Here is an 18629-nt window from a genome sequence, read left to right as displayed (position 1 = left end):
CCGCCGGCCGACACCGCGCCGTGAGGAGCCACGCCCGATGGACAGCCGCCCCCCGCTCACGCCCGTGTACCGGACCCTGCCCGAGTATCTGCGGCACTGGGCCGAAACCGCCCCCGACCGACGGGCGTTCACCTTCGTCGACCACCCGGCCCCGCACGCCCGGGGCGTCCACCGCACGCTGACCTGGCGGACTCTGGATCTGCGGGTGCGGGCGCTCGCGGCCCGGCTCGCCGAGGAGGCCGAGCCCGGGGCGCGGGTGGCGCTGCTGTGCCCGCAGGGAACGGAGTACGTCACCGGTTTCCTGGCCGCGCTGACGGCCGGGCTGGTCGCCGTACCGCTGTATCCGCCCGGCCTGCCGGGGCACGGGGACCGGCTCGCCGGGGTGCTCGGCGACGCGTGTCCGGCGGTCGTGGTGACCACGAGCCGGGTCATGGCGGAGGTCGCGGACCTCTGCGCAGGGGCCCGGGTGCCGGCCGTCGCGGTGGACCGGGTCCCCGACGACGCCGCCCCGGAGCGGTCCGTGGCCGCGCCGGACGCCGGGGCGACCGCCTATCTCCAGTACACGTCCGGGTCGACCCGCGCTCCGGCGGGCGTGGAGATCACCCACGCCAACGTGGTCGCCAACGCCCGCCAGGCGCTGTCCGCCTACGGCGCCGACGAGGCGCCGGTGACCTGTGTGGGCTGGCTGCCGCTCTACCACGACATGGGGCTCGTGCTGAGCGTCGCGGCTCCCGTCGTACAGGGCCGCCTGTCGGTGCTCATGGACCCGGCCGCGTTCCTGCACGAGCCGGCCCGCTGGCTCCGGCTGCTCGCCGCGCATCCCCGGGTGGTGAGCGCCGCGCCCAACTTCGCCTACGACTACTGCGTCGGCGCCGTCACCGACGCGCAGAAGGCGGAGCTGCGCCTCGACGGTGTCACCGCGTTGATCAACGGCAGCGAACCGGTCCGGCCCGGCACCGCCGACCGTTTCCACGCGGCGTTCGCCGCCCAGGGGCTCGCCGCGGAGGTCCACTGTCCGTCGTACGGGCTCGCCGAGGCCACCGTCTTCGTCAGCGCCGCCCGGCCCGGCGAGCCGCTGCGCCGGTTCGCCCTCGACCGGGACGCCCTCGCCGCCGGAAAGGCCCTGCCCGCCCGGCCCGACGACGGCGACGCCGTACGGCTGGCCGGCTGCGGCACCCCGGCGGGCCAGCAGGTCAGCATCGTCGATCCCGTCTCGCGTGACGTCCTCTCCGAGGGCGAGGTCGGCGAGATCTGGGTGCGGGGTCCCAACGTGGGGTGCGGATACTGGAACGACGAGGAACGGAGCCTGCGGGTCTTCGGCGCCCGCCCGGCCGGCGGACCGGGCGGCGGACCGGGCGGCTGGCTGCGCACCGGCGACCTGGGGACGATGCTGGACGGACAGCTGATCGTCACGGGCCGGCTGAAGGACCTCATCGTCGTCGACGGCCGCAACCACTACCCGCAGGACCTCGAGGCCACCGTCCAGGACGCGCACCCGGCCGTCCGGCGTGACCGGCTCGCCGCCTTCGGCGTCCCGGGCGACGGGGACGGTGCGGGCGACGCGGGTGAGCGCGTGGTCGTCGTGGCCGAGCACACGCGGGCCACCCGTCTCGACGATACGGACGTACCGGCCCTGACTCGGGCCGTGCGCGCGGCCGTCTCCGCACGGCACGGCCTGCGCCTCGCCGATGTCGTCCTCGTCGCCCCCGGCGCGGTGCCGCGGACGTCCAGCGGCAAGGTGGCGCGCGCCCTGACCCGCGCCCGGTACCTGGAGGGCGCCTTCGGGGCGGGGGCCGCGCGGTGAGCGCCGTCGACGAGGGGGCGCTGCGCCGCCTGATCGCGGAACGGGTCGCCGCCTGGAACGGCACCGGCGACGACGTACCGATGGACCTGCCGCTGGCCGACCTCGGCATGTCCTCGCGGGACGCGGTCGGCCTGGCCGGGGAACTGTCCCGGCTGACGGGCCGCGAACTGCCGGCGACGCTGCTCTGGTCGGCGCCCACCCTGGACGCGCTGGTGGCGCAGCTGCGCGGCCCCGTCGCGCGGAGGGTCCCCGCGACGCCCGCCGCCCCTCCCCCGGCGGCGCTCGACGAGCCCGTCGCGGTCATCGGGGTGGGGTGCCGGCTGCCCGGCGGGGTGCGAGGCCCGGCCGACTACTGGCGGCTGCTGGGCGACGGGACCGACGCGATCGGGCCGGTCCCCGCGGACCGGTGGCGGGACTTCACCGCCTTCCCGCCCGCGGAGGCGCCCCCGCGCGGCGGCTACCTCGACGACATCGCCGGGTTCGACGCCGACTTCTTCCGCATCACACCGCGCGAGGCCACGGTGATGGACCCGCAGCAGCGGATGCTCCTGGAGGTCGTCCGCGAGACGCTCGACCACGCCGCCGTGCCGGCCGCCGCCCTCGCCGGCACGGCCACCAGCGTCTTCGTCGGCGTCTGCGCCCCGGAGTACGGACAGCTCACCGGCGCCCGGACGGCGGCCGTCGACCCATGGGCCCCGGCGGGCGCGGCACTCGGGGTGACCGCGGGCCGGCTGGCGTACGTCCTGGACACCCGGGGGCCGAGCATGGCCGTCGACACCGCCTGTTCGTCCTCACTGGTCGCCGTGCACCACGCCTGTGTCAGCCTGCGCACCGGCGAGAGCGATCTGGCGATCGCCGCCGGGGTCAACGTGCTGCTGTCGCCCGTCGTCGGTGTCGCGTTCGCGCGGGCCGGCGCCCTCGCTCCGGACGGCCGCTGCAAGCCGTTCTCCACGGCGGCCGACGGGATCGGGCGCGGCGAGGGATGCGCGGCCGTGCTGCTGAAGCGACTGTCCGACGCCGAGCGGGACGGTGACCGCGTCCTCGCGGTCGTCCGTGCCACCGCGGTGAACTCCGACGGCCGCTCCAACGGCCTCCTCGCACCCAACCCGCAAGCACAGCAAGCCTTGTTGAGCACCGCCTACGCGCGGGCCGGCCTGCTCCCGGCGCACATCGACTACGTCGAGGCGCACGGCACCGGCACCCCGCTCGGCGACCCGATCGAGGCGGGCGCGCTGGGCACCGTGCTGGGCCCGGGCCGTGATCCCGACCAGCCGCTGCTGCTCGGCTCCGTCAAGGGCAACCTCGGTCACCTGGAGTCCGCCGCGGGCGTCGCGGGACTGGTGAAGACGGTCCTCGCGCTGCACCACGACCGTATTCCGGCGTCGCTGCACTGCGCGCACGGCAGCGCCTTGGACGACGCACGGCTGCGGCTGGTGACCGAGCCCGAGCCGTGGCCCCGCTACGGGGGCACGGCCACCGCCGGTGTGTCGGCCTTCGGGTTCGGCGGCACCAACGCCCATGCCGTACTGGAGGAATGGCAGCCGGGCACGCTGCCGGCTCCCCCCGCCGAGGAACCGGCGGCCGGGCTGCACCTGCTGTCCGACATCGACACCGCACGGGTCCGGGACACCGCGGCCCGGCTCGCCGAATGGCTTCGCCTGCCCCGGCAGAGCAGCGTCCGGCCGGCCGACGTGGCCCGTACGCTCGCCGGACGCACCGGGCGCGGAACGGTACGCGCCGCCGTCGTCGCCCACGACCGGGACGAACTGGCCGACGCTATGGGCGCGTTGGCGTTGGGCCGGCCGCACGCGCGGGTGCTGACCGGCGACCGCGACCGGGTCGGGCGCGGTCCGGTGTGGGTGTTCTCCGGGTACGGCAGCCAGTGGCCCGGCATGGGGCGCCGACTGCTGAGGGAGGAACCCGCCTTCGCGGCCGCCGTGGAGAAGCTCGACGCGCAGCTCGCCGTCGTATGCGGTTTCTCGTTCCACGACCGGTTGCTCTCCGGAGCGGCGCTCGACCGCGTGGAGATCGCCCAACCCGTGTTGTTCGGGATCCAGTTGGCACTCGCCGAGTTGTGGCGCTCGTACGGGGCCGAACCGGCGGCCGTGATCGGTCACTCCCTGGGCGAGGTGGCCGCCGCCGTCTGCGCGGGCGCCCTGGACGTGCCGGACGCGGCCCGGATCGTCGCCGTGCGGGCCCGGCTGCTGAGCGGGCTGCGCGGCGGCGCGATGGCCGTCGTCGACCTGGACGACGGCGAACTGGGCGATCTGGAGCGTGACTTCCCGGGCGTCCGGGTCGCCGTCCACTCCTCGCCCCGGCAGAAGGTCGTCACCGGAGACGAGGGCGCGGTCGCCCGGCTCGTGCGCCGCCTCGGGGAACAGGGCCGCGCCGCCCGGGCCATGCGGGTCGCAGGCGCCGGACACTCGCCCCAGGTGGACCCGCTGCTGCCGGAACTGACCGAGTCCCTCCGCGACATCGAGGGCCGGCCGGCGCGCATCCCGGTGTACTCCACCGTCCTCGACGACCCGCGCGGCGACTGCCGGTTCGACGCGGCGCACTGGGCCGCCAATCTGCGCCGTCCCGTGCGCCTGGACCGGGCCCTCGCGGCGGCCGCCGCCGACGGCCACACCGCCTTCGTCGAGATCTCGCCCCATCCGGTCCTGGCCGGACCGGTGACCGACACGGTGCCCGGCGCCCTCGCGGTGGCCACCCTGCGCCGCGACGCGGACGGCTGTGCGGGGTTCCTTGCGGAGCTGGGCGCCCTGTACGCAGCCGGGCTGCCCCTGCCACGGCCGTCCGGCCGGGTCGTCGACGTGCCCTTGCCGCGCTGGCGGCACTCGCGCTTCTGGTGGACGGACGGCAGGCCCGCCGTCACGGAGTCGGCAGCGGGCGCAGTGGCGGTGGGGGCGGGGGCACAGGGGGTGGGAGCGGTGGCGGGAGCAGGGTCCCTGCCCGCCGCACCCGACGAGTGGGCCGGCGGCCGGGGAGCCGACGAGGCGGCCGGCGCACCGGCCTCGGTCGCCGCCCGCGTCGGCCACCACATCGCCGCCGTCACCGGCCACCCGACGGCCCGCGTCACACCTGCCACGGCGCTGGCCGATCTCGGCCTGGACTCGCTGATGGCCGTCCGTATCCGCACCGCTCTGGAACGCGAGTTCCGCATCGATCTGCCGCTACGGGTCCTGCTCGGCGCCGCCACCGTCGACGAGGTGGCCGATCGCATCCGGCAGTCCCTTCGGGCGACGGCGACGGCCGCGGCAACGGTCGTGGCAACGGCGACGACGACGCCCACTGGGCACGAGAAGGTGGCGCCCTTTCCGCTGCGGACCCTGCGCACCACCGGCTCCCGGCCGCCGCTGTTCCTGTTCCACGCCGCCGGCGGCGGTGCCGACGTCTACCACGCACTCGCCGAACGGCTCGGGGACGACCGTCCGGTGCACGGGCTGGAACGGCTGGAGGACGCCCGTAGCGTGCCGGAGAAGGCACGCCGCTATGCCGAGGCGATCACCGCCGCCCACCCCGACGGGCCGTACCTGCTGGGCGGTTGGTCCTTCGGCGGCTTCCTCGCGCAGGAAACGGCCCGTCAACTCGCCGCCGCCGGAAGGGCCGTGCCGCTGGTCGTGCTCATCGACTCCGTGCGGCCCCTCCTGCCCGCCGACCGTACGCCGGCCGACCGCGTCCGCGCGCACTTCACGGGTTTCGCCCGGCACGTGGCCGACGCCTACGGGGTGCGGCTGCGGCTGCCGTACGACGACCTCGCGACGCTGGACGACGACCGCGAACGCATCGACCTCGTACTGCGGACCCTGCGGGAAGCCGTCGACGTACCGGCCGCCGCGCTGGCACACCAGCGTTCCTCCTACCTCGACCTGAGGATCGGCGAGGCCCATCGTCCGGGCCGCCACGACGGCCGCGTGGTCCTGTACCGGGCCACCGCACCTGCTCCGCACACCGTGCGCGACCCGGCCTACGAACGCGACGACGAGACCCTCGGCTGGGACGAGGTGTGCCCGCGTCTGACGGTCGTACCGGTCCCGGGGCACCACCTCTCGCTGCTCGACCCGCCGCACGTCGACGAGATCGCCGCCCACCTGCGGCAGGTGCTCGCCACGCCGAGCGGACCCGCTGTACCGGACTGAGGAGCCGCCATGCCGCAGCACACCGCCCGACCGTCCCGACGCAGCGTCACGAGGGCCGCGCTGGCCACCGGCCTCGCCGCGCTGCTGGGCGCCACCACCGGCACGGGTCGCGCCGGCGCCGCGACCCGGGTGGGGCCGCGCACCTTCGACGTGTCCGTGGCCTCTCCCGCGCTGGGCCGCAGCGCGCCGGTCCGGCTGATCCTGCCGACGGACTTCGCCGCCCGGCCCACCCTGAGCTACCCCGTCCTGTATCTGCTGCACGGCGCCCACGACGACTACACGTCGTGGACCCGGGAGACGGACGTCGAGGCCTTCACCGAGGGCCGCGACCTGATCGTGGCCATGCCGGACGCGGGCCCCACCGGCATCCCCACCGCGTGGCGCGACGGCCCCGACTACGAGACCTTCCAGCTCCGGGAGGTCCCGGCGCTGCTGGCCCGCGACTACCGGGCGTCCGCAGTGCGGGCCGTCGCCGGGGTGTCCACCGGGGGGTACGGCGCGATGGCGCACGCGGCCCGCCACCCGGGCACGTTCACCGCCGCCGCCTCCTACAGCGGCATCCTCGACACCACCGCCCCCGGCGTGCCCGCTCTCCTGGACGCCATCGTGGCCCGCGAGAACCTGGCCCCGCACTCGCTGTGGGGCAGTCCGCTGCTCGACGCCCTCACCTGGCGCGACTTCAACCCGCGCGCCCGGGCCGCCGGGCTGCGCGGCACTCCCCTGTACGTCTCCGGCGGCAGCGGGGTCGTCGGCGGCATGGGCGACTGGCTGCCCGAGGCGCTGGAGAGCACCCTGTGGCCCTCCGCGCACGGCTTCACCGACCTCCTCGCCCTCCTCGGCATCCCGGTCACCACCCACTACTACGCGGGAGGAGGACACAGCTGGACGTACTGGAAGCGGGAGTTCACCGCCTCGTGGCCGATGCTCGCCGGTGCGCTGGGGGTACCGGAGTGATGTCGGTGCAGCCGGGGCACGGAACGGAGCGCAGGGGACGTCCGTCCAACACAGGACGTCCCTCTCGGCCCACGGGCAACGGTGCGTGGGCGAGCCGCCTCCGGGTGAAAGGAGTGTCCGTCGTGGCTGTCCCCACCCCGCGCGGCGTGCCCGCCGATCCCGGAACCGTTTCGGTTCCGCCCGACCTGGCAGAGCTGCTGCGCGCCCAGCTGGAGGCCGTCGCGGACGAGGTCGAGGAGGAGGTCCGCCGGCAGGTGCCCGAGTACGCGCGGCCGGCCGACGGGATCTACCGCCGCAACCTGCGGGCCGGGGTCGTGCAGGCGCTCACGTTGTTCGTCGACCACATCGCCGACCCGCGCGGCCAGAGCGCCGCCATCGCCGCGACCTACTGCGAACTCGGGCGCGGCGAGGCCTTCGAGGGGCGCAGTCTGGACGCGTTGCAGTCCGCGTTACGGGTGGGCGGACTGCACGCCTGGCGGCTGATGAGCCGCACCGCGGAGGAACTGGGGCTGGACTCGACGGTCGTGGCCGCACTCGGCGAACTGGCGTTCCGGACCGTGCACGAGGTCGCGGAGGCGGCGGCCGCGGGCTACGCGGAGGCACGGTCGCACAGCGCGGACGAGCTGGAACGGCGCCGCCGGCGTCTGCTGGACCTGCTGCTGGGCGACGGACCGGTGTCCCCGGAGGCGGTACAGGACCTGGCGCACGGCGCGCGATGGCGGGTGCCGTCGCACGTCGCCGTCGTCACCCTGGCGGCCACCGCGGACCTCCAGACGGGAGACGGGCCGCCGGCGATGCCCGGGGCACTGACGGACCTGGGCTCACGGCCACCCCGTGTGCTGGTGCCGGACCCGGAGGGCTCGGGGCGGTTCGGCGGCCGGTCGTTCCTGCTGGGCCTCCAGGGCCGCCCGGCGGCGATCGGCCCGACGGTCCCCGTCACCGAGGCCGCGCACTCGCTGCGCTGGGCCACGCGGGCGCTGGGGCTGATGGGCCGCGGGATCCTGCCCCGCCAGGGCGTGGTGCGCTGCGCCGACCATCTGTCGACCCTGCTGCTGCACGGCGACGAGCCGCTGCTCGCCCAGCTGCGGACGCGGGTCCTCGCGCCCCTCGACACCGCCTCCGAGGCTCAGCGCCCCCGGCTGGCCGAGACGCTGCTGGCCTGGCTGCTCAGCGGCAGCAACGTGCCCGACGTCGCCGCCCGGCTCCACATCCACCCGCAGACGGTCCGCTACCGCCTGCGGCAGCTGGAGAAGCTCTTCGGCGACGCCCTGCACGACCCCGGCGCCCGTCTGGACCTGATCCTCGCCCTGCGCTCCGCGAACTACTCGTGAGGGCATCGGCACCCTCCGCGCCCGGCGGCCCACTCACCACGGAACAAAAAGAAGCGGAATTTCTGAATTCCCGTCCATAACACCCGGCCGAGGAACGCGAATACCTTCGGGACTGTCCTTTTCATCAGGCGCTTCACGCGCCCCACCCGCAAAGGATTCCCATGCGTATCCGCTTGTGCCTCGCCGCGCTCTCCCTCGTCGGCGGGGCCGGAATCGTCACTCTCTCGGCACCCACCGCATCGGCCGCCACCTGCTCGGACATCGACGTCGTAGCCGCTCGCGGCACCTTCGAGCCGGGCACGCTCGGCCTGATCGTCGGCGATCCGGTGTTCTCCGCACTTCAGAAGAAACTGACGGGCAAAACCCTGTCCAGCTATGCGGTGAACTATCCCGCGGACCTTTCCCTGACATCGGCCGCGCAGGGAAACGCGGATGTGGTGAACCACGTCAAGGCGCAGGCGACGGCCTGCCCGAATCAGCGATATATTCTCGTCGGATATTCGCAGGGCGCGAATGTCGTCGACAACTCCATCGGCATCAGCAGCGCGGGCGCTGTGGTCGGCAGCCCCATCGTCGCGACACTCCCGGCGGCGGTCGAGCCGAGAGTCGCCGCGGTCCTGCTGTTCGGCAACCCGATCCGGGCCCTCGGCAAGAGCGTCACCGGCACCTACCAGAGCCGCACCATCGACTTCTGCGCCAACGGTGACCCCATCTGCGAGAACGGCGGCGACGACGTACTGGCGCATCTCGGCTACACCGCCGACGCCACCGCCGCGGCCACGTTCGCCGCCGGCAAGATCTGACCGCACCGGCCCACAGGTACACAGGCCGACGGAAGGGCCCGGGAGGAGAGATCCTCCCGGGCCCTTCCCACGCGTGACGCGACGGCCGGACCGCCGTGGCGAAGAGGCGGCTGTCGGGGAGTGGCGGCTATCGGGGAGTGTCCGCGAACGCCGAGAGAGCGCCCGACACGGGTTCGGGCAGCCCGTCGTTCTGTACCGGCGCCGCGGTCAGCACGTCGAGGTGCTGGTAGCCGGGGGCGACCACCGGGTGCAGGTCGGCCGGGACACGGCCCGCGAGCAGTCCGTCGCCCGCGAGCACGGTGAGCGTCGGGTTGGCCGTCAGCCCGGTCGGATGGACGACGAGGCGTCTGACCTGAGGCGAAGTGGCCAGCTCGATGTCGGTGACCAGCTTGGTCGGGAAGTACTGCTCGGTGAAGTCGAGCGGCTGCTCCGCCAGGCTGCGGGCCAGCTCCTGAAGGTCGGTGACCTCCTTGCCCGCGTCGGTGAACGGCGTACCGTCGGCCGACCGGTACCCGGGGTCGTCGGCGTCGCCGACCCGGTCGTAGTCGCGCCAGGTGTACAGCGGCCCGCGGGGCTGCGCGGGGATGGCCTTGTACCCGACGCCGAACAGCTGCGTCGCCTGCGTGTCTCCGTTGGCCACGGGGAAGCTCTTGTCCGAGACCGGTCCGCCGTCGAAGAAGCCCACGCTGCTCTGGAGGAACGCCAGCGGTACGGAGTTGTCGTCCATCAGCGCCCCGAGCACCGCGGCGTTGGTGAGCCGGAAGTCCTTCACCCCCGGGGAACCGGTGAGGAAGGCGGCGGCGTCCTTCGAGAACAGGAAGCGGTTGGTGGCCTCGATGTTGATGCCGGAGGGCAGATAGGACGGCAGGTCCGCCTCGCCGTCCGGGTCCCGTACGGCGCCGACGCCGGCGATGGCGAGCAGCGTCATGGTCTCCGGGTTGAGCAGCACCGGTGCGGACAGCGTGCGGGGCAGCACCCCGGTGTCGAGCCCGGCCTGCACCGCCGCGTAGCCGAGCCCGACGTCCGGCAGGTCGGTGTCGTCGGGCAGGCTGCCGCTCAGGTCGGCCAGCGAGGTGGAGATGGTCGTGTCGAGGGCGAAGTAGCCGGCGCACTGGTTCTGTCCCGCGTCCGCCAGGGTGGCGGGGTCGCCGTCGAAGTCGGCCGCCGCGAAGTACCCGGTGACCACCCCGCCCAGCGAGTGTCCGCCGCACAGCACCTTGCTCTTGCGCAGACCCTGGTCGGGCAGTTCGTGGACCAGCAGGTCGTATTCGTCCCGCACGGTCTGTTCGATGCCGAGCTTCGCCATCCATCCCAGCCGGCTGTCGCCGACGAAGCCCCCGAAGACCCGGCCGTCGACCGGTTCGGCCCGGTAGTAGTAGTCGACGGCGGCGTGCTGGTCGCCGGACGCGATGCCGGTGCGGTCCTCCAGGCAGTTGGACCGCCGGTCGAGGGCCCAGAACTCGATGTGCCGCCCCTGCGCGGCGGCCTTCGCGACGGTGCCGCGGGCCACGCTGTCGAAGGCTCCGGCGCCCTCCAGGATGCCCGGCTGGGCCACGAGGATCCGGTCGGCGTCGGCCGACGCCGCCGGTCCGTCGGCGGAGCGGTAGCGCAGATACGACAGCTGGTCGCAGGCCGCCGGACGGTCCCCGAAGGAACGCGGTAACGGCATCCTCACCCGTACCACCGACTCGGTCACGCCGTCGGCCGGGTGCGTCGACGTCACGGGTGTCTCGGTCCGTGCGCTCTCTCCCCGAGCGTCCGGGGCGGCCGCGGTGAGCGCCCCCGTGGTCAGCAGCACCGCCAGCGCGGCGCCGCGCCACGTCCTTCCTCTGCTACGAGTCGTGTTCATAGCCGGACCGTAGGGCCGTGGAACGCGGCGCTCGGGAAGTGCTCACAAGAACGCAAGCCTCGACGGCACGCTTGTCACCGGCCCGCAGCGACCGGGGCGGCGGTGTCGCCGCGCGGTCAGGCGTCCGTGACGGTCACGGTGACGGGAGTGCCGATCTCGACGGTGCGGCTGACGGTGCACAGCCGGTCGTGCGAGACCGTGACCGCCCGGGGCAGGATCGTGCGGGCCCGGTCACCGGCGGCGCCCTCGGGGAAGGTGACGGAGAAGGTGACCGCGAGGTCGGTCATCCGGTTGCCGAACGCGTCGCCGACCTTTTCGCCGGTCACGGTGACGGTGAACCCGGTGGGCTCGACGTGCCGGCCGGTGGCGACGTCCACGTCGGCGGCGGTGCAGCCGCCGATCGCCGCGAGGAGGAGTTCGACCGGGGTGAAGTCGGTGCCGCCGTCGGCATCGGAACCGGTACCGAACGCGATCGTGCCGCCACGAGTGTTCGTCGCGGTGAACCGGCCGGTACCGGTCCGCTCGATGGTGACGAGGCGCTGGGAGTCTTCGCTCATGGCGACGACACTAGGGCCTGCCCCCGGTCGCGCTCACGCAGCGCGACTTCGTCCCGGGCGGCATCCCCGGCGTTCTCCGGTCGCCGGACAGGCCCCGACCGGGCACGCAGCCGACGACGGGCAGCGCCGTGCACGCGGGTACCGGACCCCGCGTCGGCGGCATGATCCACGCGGCAGGCTCTACGCGCCCCGGCGCACCCGGGCGGCCGCGCGGGCTTCGGCGGCCTGGCGGGCCTCGGTGGCCTTGCGGGACTCGCCACCGCGGCCGGGTCGGCCGGGCCGGGTGCCCATGCCGCGGAAGGGAGCGCCGCCGCGCTGCGGGCGCTCGGCCACGGCCGGACCGCTGCCGGCGACGGGGACGCCGGAGGGGGCCTGGGCGCCGGTGATGCGGCTCAGCTCGGCCTCGCCGGAGCGGATCGGTGTGATCTGCGCCCTGATGCCCGCGTCGGACAGCAGACGGGCCATGTCCCGGCGCTGGCTGTGGGTGACCAGCGTGACGACGCTGCCGGACTCGCCGGCGCGTGCCGTTCGGCCGCCGCGGTGCAGGTAGTCCTTGTGATCGGCGGGCGGGTCGACGTTGACGACGAGGTCGAGGTCGTCGATGTGGATGCCACGGGCCGCCACGTTGGTCGCCACCAGCACGGTGACGCGGCCGTCCTTGAACCGGGCCAGGGTGTGGTTGCGCTGGGGCTGCGACTTGCCGCCGTGCAGTGCGGCGGCCCTGACTCCGCTGCCCAGCAGGTGCCGGGTGAACTGGTCGACGGCGTGCTTGGTGTCCAGGAACATCAGCACACGCCCTTCGCGGGCGGCGATCTCGGTGGCCGTGGCGTACTTGTCGGCGCCGTGCACCTGGAGGACGTGGTGCTCCATCGTGGTGACCGCGCTCGCCGACGGGTCGACCGAGTGGACCACCGGGTCGTGGAGGTAGCGACGGACCAGGAGGTCGATGTTGCTGTCGAGCGTGGCCGAGAACAGCATGCGCTGGCCGTCGGGGCGTACCTGGTCCAGCAGCTCGGTGACCTGGGGCATGAAGCCCATGTCGGCCATCTGGTCGGCCTCGTCGAGGACGGTGATGTCCACCCGGTCGAGGCGGCAGTCCTTGCGCTCGACGAGATCCATGAGACGGCCCGGAGTCGCGACGACCACTTCTGCGCCCTCCCGCAGCGCGCCGGACTGCCTGCTGATCGACATGCCTCCGACCACGGTGGCCAGCCGCAGCTTCAGCAGCCTGGCGTACGGAGTGAGGGCGTCGCCGACCTGCTGGGCCAGCTCGCGGGTGGGCACCAGGACCAGGGCCAGCGGCTTGCGCGGCTCGGCGCGGCGGCCGGCCGTACGGACGAGGAGCGCCAGGCCGAAGGCGAGCGTCTTGCCCGATCCGGTGCGCCCGCGGCCCAGGACGTCGCGGCCCGCGAGCGTGTTCGGCAGCGTGGCGGCCTGGATCGGGAACGGCTCGTTCAGGCCGTGCTCGGCGAGCATCTCCAGCAACGCGGGGGGCATGTCCAGTTCGGCGAAGGTCGCGGCGGCGGGGAGTGCGGGGGTGACGGTGACCGGGAGCGCGAACTCGGAACGGTCATTCGTGCGAGCTGAACGGTTCAAGAAAGAACCTTCCTCGAGGGGCACGCATCGAGGAATTCCCGGCGGAAGCGAGAACGAGCCGGATGAATTGCAAGCACGAGCCGAAAATGAGACTGAAAGAATTCCATGAGATCCTTCGGAACCCTGGAAAAGCAGCAAGCTGGGGCCCGCACCACGTGGTGCGGGCCCCAGCTGCCTCATACGCTTTCGCGTCAGGCAGGCGTGATGTTCTCCGCCTGCGGGCCCTTCTGGCCCTGCGTGACGTCGAAGTTCACCTTCTGGCCTTCCTGGAGCTCACGGAAGCCCTGGGTGGCGATGTTCGAGTAGTGAGCGAAAACGTCGGGGCCGCCGCCGTCCTGCTCGATGAAACCGAATCCCTTTTCCGAGTTGAACCACTTGACGGTGCCAGTAGCCATGTCACATCTCCTTCGGGGCAGTGCCCAGAGGTCCACACCGTGTGGACCCATGCGTTGCCACAATGAACCCCGTCCGGATAAGCACCGGATATACAAAAATGCCCGGCGACAGACTGCCGCCGAGGCACTTGAAGTTTCGGGAACCACAACTGCAACTAGCCTGAAGCCTAGCACGGTACATACAACCGCACTACCTTTCGCCCACGCGGCACCGGATCGGGCGCGCAAGCCTGTACGAAGTCAAATACACGCGAAAGGTTAATTTTCAGATTACACAAGGTGCGCCCCAGGAGAACGCGACCCCCCACTCGGGCGCGCGCCACCGGGCCACGGCGGGGACGGCGCGTCCGGCGTGCCCGGACGCAGCCGGGCGTGCCCCGGCGCCGGCGCCGGTCCGCGACGGCGGCAAATCCCGTCGACAGCGCGCCGGCGCGCCCGGCAGAGTGGACGCCCGTGACGAGCAGCGAACTGTGGAACCGCGCCAGCGCCGACCGCTACGACACCGAGGAGGCCGAGAGATCCTCGGCCGCCTTCCTCCGACCGACTCTCGACTTCCTCGCCGAACTCGCCGGCGGCGGCCGTGCACTGGAGTTCGCCATCGGAACCGGACGGGTGGGCGTCCCGCTCCGGCAACGCGGCGTGCCCGTCGCGGGCATCGAACTGTCCGAGCACATGGCGGCGGCCCTGCGGCGCAAGATCGACGAGGACGCGCTCCCGGTCACCCTCGGGGACATGGCCACGACCGTCGTCCCCGGCGAGTTCACCCTGGTGTACCTCGTCTACAACACCATCTCGAACCTGCTCACCCAGGCCGAGCAGGTCGAGTGCTTCCGCAACGCCGCACGGCATCTGGCGCCCGGCGGGCGCTTCGTCATCGAGCTGGGGGTGCCGCCGCTGCGGTTCCTGCCCCCCGGGCAGGTCGCCGTGCCGTTCGACGTCTCCGAAGGGCATCTCGGTTTCGACACCTTCGACCTGGTCGAACAGATCCTCGTCTCGCACCACTTCACCCGCGAGGCCGACGACGACGGCGGCTACCGCCGGGCAAACTCCCGGCACCGGTACGCGTGGCCCGCCGAGCTCGACCTGATGGCACGGATCGCGGGACTCGAACCGGAACGGCGCGTCGCGGACTGGGACGGCGCGCCGTTCACCCAGGACTCCACGAAGCACATCTCGGTGTGGCGCAAGCCGGCCTGACACACCTCGCCCACCTGCCGCGCGCCCCAGGCACCCGACACGCGAACTCGCCGAACCCGCCCCCGACGCGTGCGGAGGCCCGCGCCCGATGATTGGCTGTCCCGGTTCCCCGGATTCCTGGTTCCGGGAGCCAGTCCATCCACAGGAGGGCCCCGTCATGAGCAGTCCCCATGTACTCGAGTACAAGGTCGTCACCTTTCGCGAGTCACTGATCGGCGACGCGCTGGACAGCGACAAGCTGGAGAAGGTGCTCAACAAGCACGCCGAGGACGGCTGGGCCCTCAAAGCGATCACGTCGGCCGACGTCAAGGGCCGTATCGGGCCCGGTGCGGTCGAAGGCCTGCTCCTGACGTTGGAGCGTCCGCGCCGCTGACCTCCGCTGCCGTGCCCACGGGTGCCGCTCCACGGAAAGCCGTGGTGCGGCACCCGCCGCCGTTCCGGAGGCCTTCGGCGTTCCGTCGGTGACACCCGTGACCGACAAGCCCTCAATGACATCGAAAGTCGCAAAGCTCCCTGTTGTATGGCTTCACGGACAACCGGAGCGAGGGAACATGGCCGACGACACCACCGGCGCACGTCCACCAGGGTCGCCAGGGTCACCTGACGGGTTGAAGGCCGATGCGATCGGCTTCGTCGACGCGCTCGTCATCGGGCTCAACGCCACCTCACCGGCGTACTCACTGGCGGCGGTCATCGGGCCGATCGTGGCACTCGTCGGCATCTACGCCCCCGGCGTGCTGGTCGCTTCGTTCGTGCCGATGCTTCTGATCGCGTCGGCGTTCTACTACCTCAACAAGGTCGACCAGGACTGCGGCACCACCTTCTCGTGGGTCACCCGGGCCATGGGGCCGTGGGCCGGCTGGCTCGGCGGCTGGGCCATCACCATGACCGGGGTGCTGGTCGTCGGGTCGCTGGCGGACGTCGCCGTGAGCTTCGCGCTGCTCGCCTTCGGCCTCGACAGCTGGGTCGACAACGACTTCGTGCGCCAGCTGCTCGCGGTGCTGCTCATCATCGTGATGACGGCCGTGTGCGTCATCGGCACCGAGGTCTCCGCCAAGGTGCAGAACGTCCTCATCCTCGCCCAGGTCGTCTGTCTGCTCGCCTTCGTCGTCGTGGCGCTCTACCGCGTGTACGCGGGCACCAGCACGTTCGATTCCGTCGAGCCGTCGGTCGGCTGGCTCAACCCCTTCGGCGCCGGCGGATCGACGCTGACCGGAGCCCTGCTGCTGGGCGTCTTCATCTACTGGGGCTGGGAGTCCGCGGTCAATCTCACCGAGGAGGTCGAGGACTCCGCCACCGCTCCGGGCAAGGCCGGCATCTGGTCGACGGTCGTCCTGCTGGTGACCTACGTGTCGGTCGGCTTCGCCGTCGTGGCCTACGCGGGAACGGCCTTCCTGGCCGAGAACGCCGACGAGGAGGAGTTCATCTTCGCCCTGCTCGCGGGCAAGGTGATGGACGGCTGGGACTGGGTCGTCCTGCTGGCTGTCTCCACCTCGGCGCTGGCGTCGACGCAGACGACGATCATCCCGGCGTCCCGCACGGCGTTGTCCATGGCACGCCGGCACGCGCTGCCCGCGCACTTCGCCCACATCCACCCGCGGTTCCGCACGCCCGACGTGAGCACCTGGTGGGTCGCCGGCATCGCCATCGCCTGGTACCTCGTCCTCAACCAGATCAGCGCCAACGCCCTCTTCGACTCGCTCACCGCTCTGTCGTTGCTGATCGCCTTCTACTACGCCCTCACCGGCGTCGCCTGCGCCGTCTACTACCGCCGCCACCTGACGGAGAGCGTCCGCTACTTCGTGCTCATCGGCCTCGGACCCCTCGTCGGCGCCGGGCTGCTGGCGTGGCTCCTCGTGGAATCGGTCTCCGACATGTCCGACCCCGCCAACTCCTATACCGGCACCTCGTGGCTCGGGGTCGGCCCCCCGCTCGTCATCGGCGTCGGCATCGCCGTCGCGGGTGTGGTGCTGATGGTGCTGTGGCGGCTGAAATCCCCCGCCTTCTGGTCGGAACGCGCGGGCGTGGCCGACCCCGATCTCGTCCACGGTGTCGTCGCCGGCAAGGAGTCCTGAGATGGCGATCGTCCTCGGATACGACGAGTCTCCCGGCGCGGTACGTGCCCTGCGCATCGCACTCCAGACCGCGGCCGCGTTCGGCGAGCGGCTCGTGCTGGTCTACGGCGCCGCTGCCCCGGGGCCGGGGGGCGAGGAGTACCGGGCCCACCACGAGGCCGTCCGCGAGGCCGGACGCATCGCCCTCGATCACGCCGTCACGGCGGCCGAGGCGGCGGGCGTGCCCACGACCGTCGAGATCATCGACCAGAAACCGGCTCAGGCCCTGCTCGACGCCGCGTCACGGCATGAGGCTCGGTTCATCGTCGTCGGCAGCTGGGGCGAAAGCCCGATGCGCGGGGCCCTGCTGGGCTCGACCCCCCACAAACTCCTCCACCTGTCGACCATCCCGGTGCTCTGCGTCCCGACCGAGCGATGAGCCGCTCAGGCGGGCGCAGCCCACCAGCGTGCCGCCGTCTTCGGTGAAGTAGATCAGGAAGGTCCACTTCTGATCGGCAGAATCGATCAGCCCTCCGCGCACCGGCCGGCCCATGCTCACGGAGGAGCCGCACCATTCGTTCCAGCCCGAGAGGTTCGACTCTGGAACTACCGGATCAGGTGATACCCCTGGTGGGGAGGGTGCGCGGTCGGCGCTGGCAGGTCACCTCGTGGCCATCGACGAAGCCCGGCCGTCGGTTGGGTCCCGGACGAAATCTCCGGGCCGCCCCCGGACAGGCCGGGGATGAAGCCATCCCTTCAGAGCTGGAACCCCCGGAAGCCGACCGCGCGCTGCAGACCCTAGGCGCAGGCACTGACAACACACCCGTCGGCAAGCGACCGTTGAGCGGGTGAGTGTCCAACTCCGTGACGACGCAGACGCACAAACAACGATGTATGCCCACGAACGCCTGCGGCCCGGCAGAGCAGATCGGGAGCGGCGTCATGGTCCTACGCGCCGGGTTCACCGCTGCTTGGCGGGGTCAGCGGACCTGGTCCAGCAGGTTCGCGACGTCCGCGAAGACCCTTTCTCCCGCCTCCGCCGCGGCGGGAGAGAGGGTGTCGAGGGTGAGAAACCCGTGGACCATCCCGGCCTCGCAGCGATGTCGGACCGGAACCCCGGCGTCGGCAAGCCGGCCGGCGTACGCGTCGCCCTCGTCCCGAAGCGGGTCGTGCTCCGCCGTGACGACAACGGCAGGTGGTAGCCCGCCGAGGTCTGCGGCGTACAGCGGGCTGACCCGGGGGTCGGCGCGCCGGGACGGGTCCGGGACCCATTGCTCCGCTCCCCATGCGACGTCGTCGGCCGTCAGACCCCAACCCGTGCCCTTCGACCGCACGCTGGGACAGGAAAGTGTCAGATCCGTGTTGGGGTACAGCAGGATCTGGGCGATCGGCAGCGGTCCGCCTTCATCGCGCAGGCGCAGGCAGGCCAGCGCGACGAGGTTCCCCCCGGAACTGTCACCCATGACGACGGTCGGCCCCGCGATCCCGAACCCGGAACCGCCGCCGGCCGCTGCCCACCGGATGACGTCCACGCAGTCGTCGACGGCAGCCGGCCACGGGTGCTCCGGAGCACGGCGGAAGTCGACGCTCAGCACGGCCGTGCCGGTCCTGAGTGCCAGTCGACGGCATGCCCGATCGTGCGACTCCAGATCGCCGATCGTCCACATCCCTCCGTGGAGGAACACCACCAGTGGCCGGAACGCCGCCGAAGGGCGGTAGAGACGGGCCGCCACGGCAGCCGAGCCGACCACCAGATCCTCGACGTGGTCGATCTCGGGACCCGGAGGCCGGGTTTCGGCACGGCGTCGCTGCGCCCGCCGCAACTCCGCCGCACCCACGGCACGGGCGGGAGGTCCGGGGTCCTGCCGAACAGCCTCGACGAAGGCGGCCAGTTCGGCGTCGGCGAAGGAGGGATCGATCGGTTCGGCCATGCGGGCCAGGATGCCACCC

The 18629-nt window shown here is 72.6% G+C and carries 14 protein-coding genes; 9 read left to right on the top strand and 5 right to left on the bottom strand.

Features of this window, described 5'->3' with window-relative positions; translation table 11 throughout:
- Nucleotides 1-37: 37 nt before the first annotated feature.
- From OG440_RS33175 to OG440_RS33155, 5 genes are all read left to right on the top strand, one after another.
- On the top strand, nt 38-1804 hold the full coding sequence (locus OG440_RS33175) for a fatty acyl-AMP ligase (RefSeq protein ID WP_406010436.1): 1767 nt from the start codon (nt 38-40) through the stop codon (nt 1802-1804).
- Nucleotides 1801-5943: a beta-ketoacyl synthase N-terminal-like domain-containing protein gene (locus OG440_RS33170; protein WP_406010435.1), complete on the top strand. Its 4143-nt coding sequence runs from the start codon at nt 1801-1803 to the stop codon at nt 5941-5943. The genes OG440_RS33175 and OG440_RS33170 overlap by 4 nt, the downstream gene beginning before the upstream one ends.
- Nucleotides 5944-5952: 9 nt before the next feature.
- Nucleotides 5953-6897, top strand: coding sequence for an alpha/beta hydrolase (locus OG440_RS33165; RefSeq protein ID WP_406010434.1), 945 nt, complete (start codon nt 5953-5955; stop codon nt 6895-6897).
- A gap of 122 nt (nt 6898-7019) precedes the next feature.
- The gene (locus tag OG440_RS33160) at nt 7020-8228 is read left to right on the top strand and encodes a PucR family transcriptional regulator (RefSeq protein ID WP_406010433.1); all 1209 of its coding nucleotides are present in this window, start codon (nt 7020-7022) and stop codon (nt 8226-8228) included.
- 161 nt (nt 8229-8389) lie between these two features.
- On the top strand, nt 8390-9031 hold the full coding sequence (locus OG440_RS33155) for a cutinase family protein (protein ID WP_406010432.1): 642 nt from the start codon (nt 8390-8392) through the stop codon (nt 9029-9031).
- A gap of 127 nt (nt 9032-9158) precedes the next feature.
- Here OG440_RS33155 and OG440_RS33150 read toward each other — a convergent pair whose 3' ends face one another.
- The 4 genes from OG440_RS33150 to OG440_RS33135 form a co-directional block, all read right to left on the bottom strand.
- Nucleotides 9159-10880 carry a hypothetical protein gene (locus tag OG440_RS33150; RefSeq protein WP_406010431.1) on the bottom strand — a complete coding sequence of 574 codons (1722 nt, stop codon included), beginning with the start codon at nt 10878-10880 and terminating at the stop codon, nt 9159-9161.
- Nucleotides 10881-10996: 116 nt separating this feature from the next.
- Nucleotides 10997-11437: an OsmC family protein gene (locus OG440_RS33145; RefSeq protein ID WP_406010430.1), complete on the bottom strand. Its 441-nt coding sequence runs from the start codon at nt 11435-11437 to the stop codon at nt 10997-10999.
- A 180-nt stretch (nt 11438-11617) separates the two neighbouring features.
- Entirely contained in the window at nt 11618-13033 is a 1416-nt protein-coding gene (locus OG440_RS33140) for a DEAD/DEAH box helicase (protein ID WP_406010429.1), read from the bottom strand.
- A gap of 191 nt (nt 13034-13224) precedes the next feature.
- Complete coding sequence (locus OG440_RS33135; protein ID WP_020125862.1) at nt 13225-13428, bottom strand: cold-shock protein; 204 nt, start codon at nt 13426-13428, stop codon at nt 13225-13227.
- A gap of 453 nt (nt 13429-13881) precedes the next feature.
- On the opposite strand from OG440_RS33135, the gene OG440_RS33130 reads away from it, so the two are divergent.
- The 4 genes from OG440_RS33130 (at nt 13882) to OG440_RS33115 (ending at nt 17118) form a co-directional block, all read left to right on the top strand.
- Nucleotides 13882-14625, top strand: a complete 744-nt coding sequence (locus OG440_RS33130) for a class I SAM-dependent DNA methyltransferase (protein WP_406010428.1) — start codon at nt 13882-13884, stop codon at nt 14623-14625.
- A gap of 157 nt (nt 14626-14782) precedes the next feature.
- Nucleotides 14783-14998: a DUF4177 domain-containing protein gene (locus OG440_RS33125; RefSeq protein ID WP_406010427.1), complete on the top strand. Its 216-nt coding sequence runs from the start codon at nt 14783-14785 to the stop codon at nt 14996-14998.
- A gap of 178 nt (nt 14999-15176) precedes the next feature.
- Entirely contained in the window at nt 15177-16700 is a 1524-nt protein-coding gene (locus tag OG440_RS33120; RefSeq protein WP_406010426.1) for an APC family permease, read from the top strand.
- Nucleotide 16701: 1 nt separating this feature from the next.
- The gene (locus tag OG440_RS33115; protein WP_406010425.1) at nt 16702-17118 is read left to right on the top strand and encodes a universal stress protein; all 417 of its coding nucleotides are present in this window, start codon (nt 16702-16704) and stop codon (nt 17116-17118) included.
- Nucleotides 17119-17659: 541 nt separating this feature from the next.
- On the opposite strand, the gene OG440_RS33110 is transcribed toward OG440_RS33115, so the two are convergent.
- Nucleotides 17660-18610 (bottom strand): alpha/beta hydrolase, encoded by a 951-nt coding sequence (locus OG440_RS33110; protein WP_406010424.1) that lies wholly within the window; start codon nt 18608-18610, stop codon nt 17660-17662.
- Nucleotides 18611-18629: the final 19 nt, after the last annotated feature.

The sequence above is a fragment of the Streptomyces sp. NBC_00637 genome (assembly GCF_045161545.1).
GTDB lineage: Bacteria > Actinomycetota > Actinomycetes > Streptomycetales > Streptomycetaceae > Streptomyces.
This window is presented reverse-complemented; position numbering and strand designations above follow the sequence as displayed.

What these genes read in the sequence shown, in the direction of transcription:
- OG440_RS33175 (WP_406010436.1), top strand. Translation starts at nt 38, where the DNA reads ATGGACAGCCGCCCCCCGCTCACGCCCGTGTACCGGACCCTGCCCGAG.
- OG440_RS33165 (WP_406010434.1), top strand. Translation starts at nt 5,953, where the DNA reads ATGCCGCAGCACACCGCCCGACCGTCCCGACGCAGCGTCACGAGGGCC.
- OG440_RS33155 (WP_406010432.1), top strand. Translation starts at nt 8,390, where the DNA reads ATGCGTATCCGCTTGTGCCTCGCCGCGCTCTCCCTCGTCGGCGGGGCC.
- OG440_RS33150 (WP_406010431.1), bottom strand. Translation starts at nt 10,880, where the DNA reads ATGAACACGACTCGTAGCAGAGGAAGGACGTGGCGCGGCGCCGCGCTG.
- OG440_RS33145 (WP_406010430.1), bottom strand. Translation starts at nt 11,437, where the DNA reads ATGAGCGAAGACTCCCAGCGCCTCGTCACCATCGAGCGGACCGGTACC.
- OG440_RS33135 (WP_020125862.1), bottom strand. Translation starts at nt 13,428, where the DNA reads ATGGCTACTGGCACCGTCAAGTGGTTCAACTCGGAAAAGGGATTCGGT.
- OG440_RS33125 (WP_406010427.1), top strand. Translation starts at nt 14,783, where the DNA reads ATGAGCAGTCCCCATGTACTCGAGTACAAGGTCGTCACCTTTCGCGAG.
- OG440_RS33120 (WP_406010426.1), top strand. Translation starts at nt 15,177, where the DNA reads ATGGCCGACGACACCACCGGCGCACGTCCACCAGGGTCGCCAGGGTCA.
- OG440_RS33115 (WP_406010425.1), top strand. Translation starts at nt 16,702, where the DNA reads ATGGCGATCGTCCTCGGATACGACGAGTCTCCCGGCGCGGTACGTGCC.
- OG440_RS33110 (WP_406010424.1), bottom strand. Translation starts at nt 18,610, where the DNA reads ATGGCCGAACCGATCGATCCCTCCTTCGCCGACGCCGAACTGGCCGCC.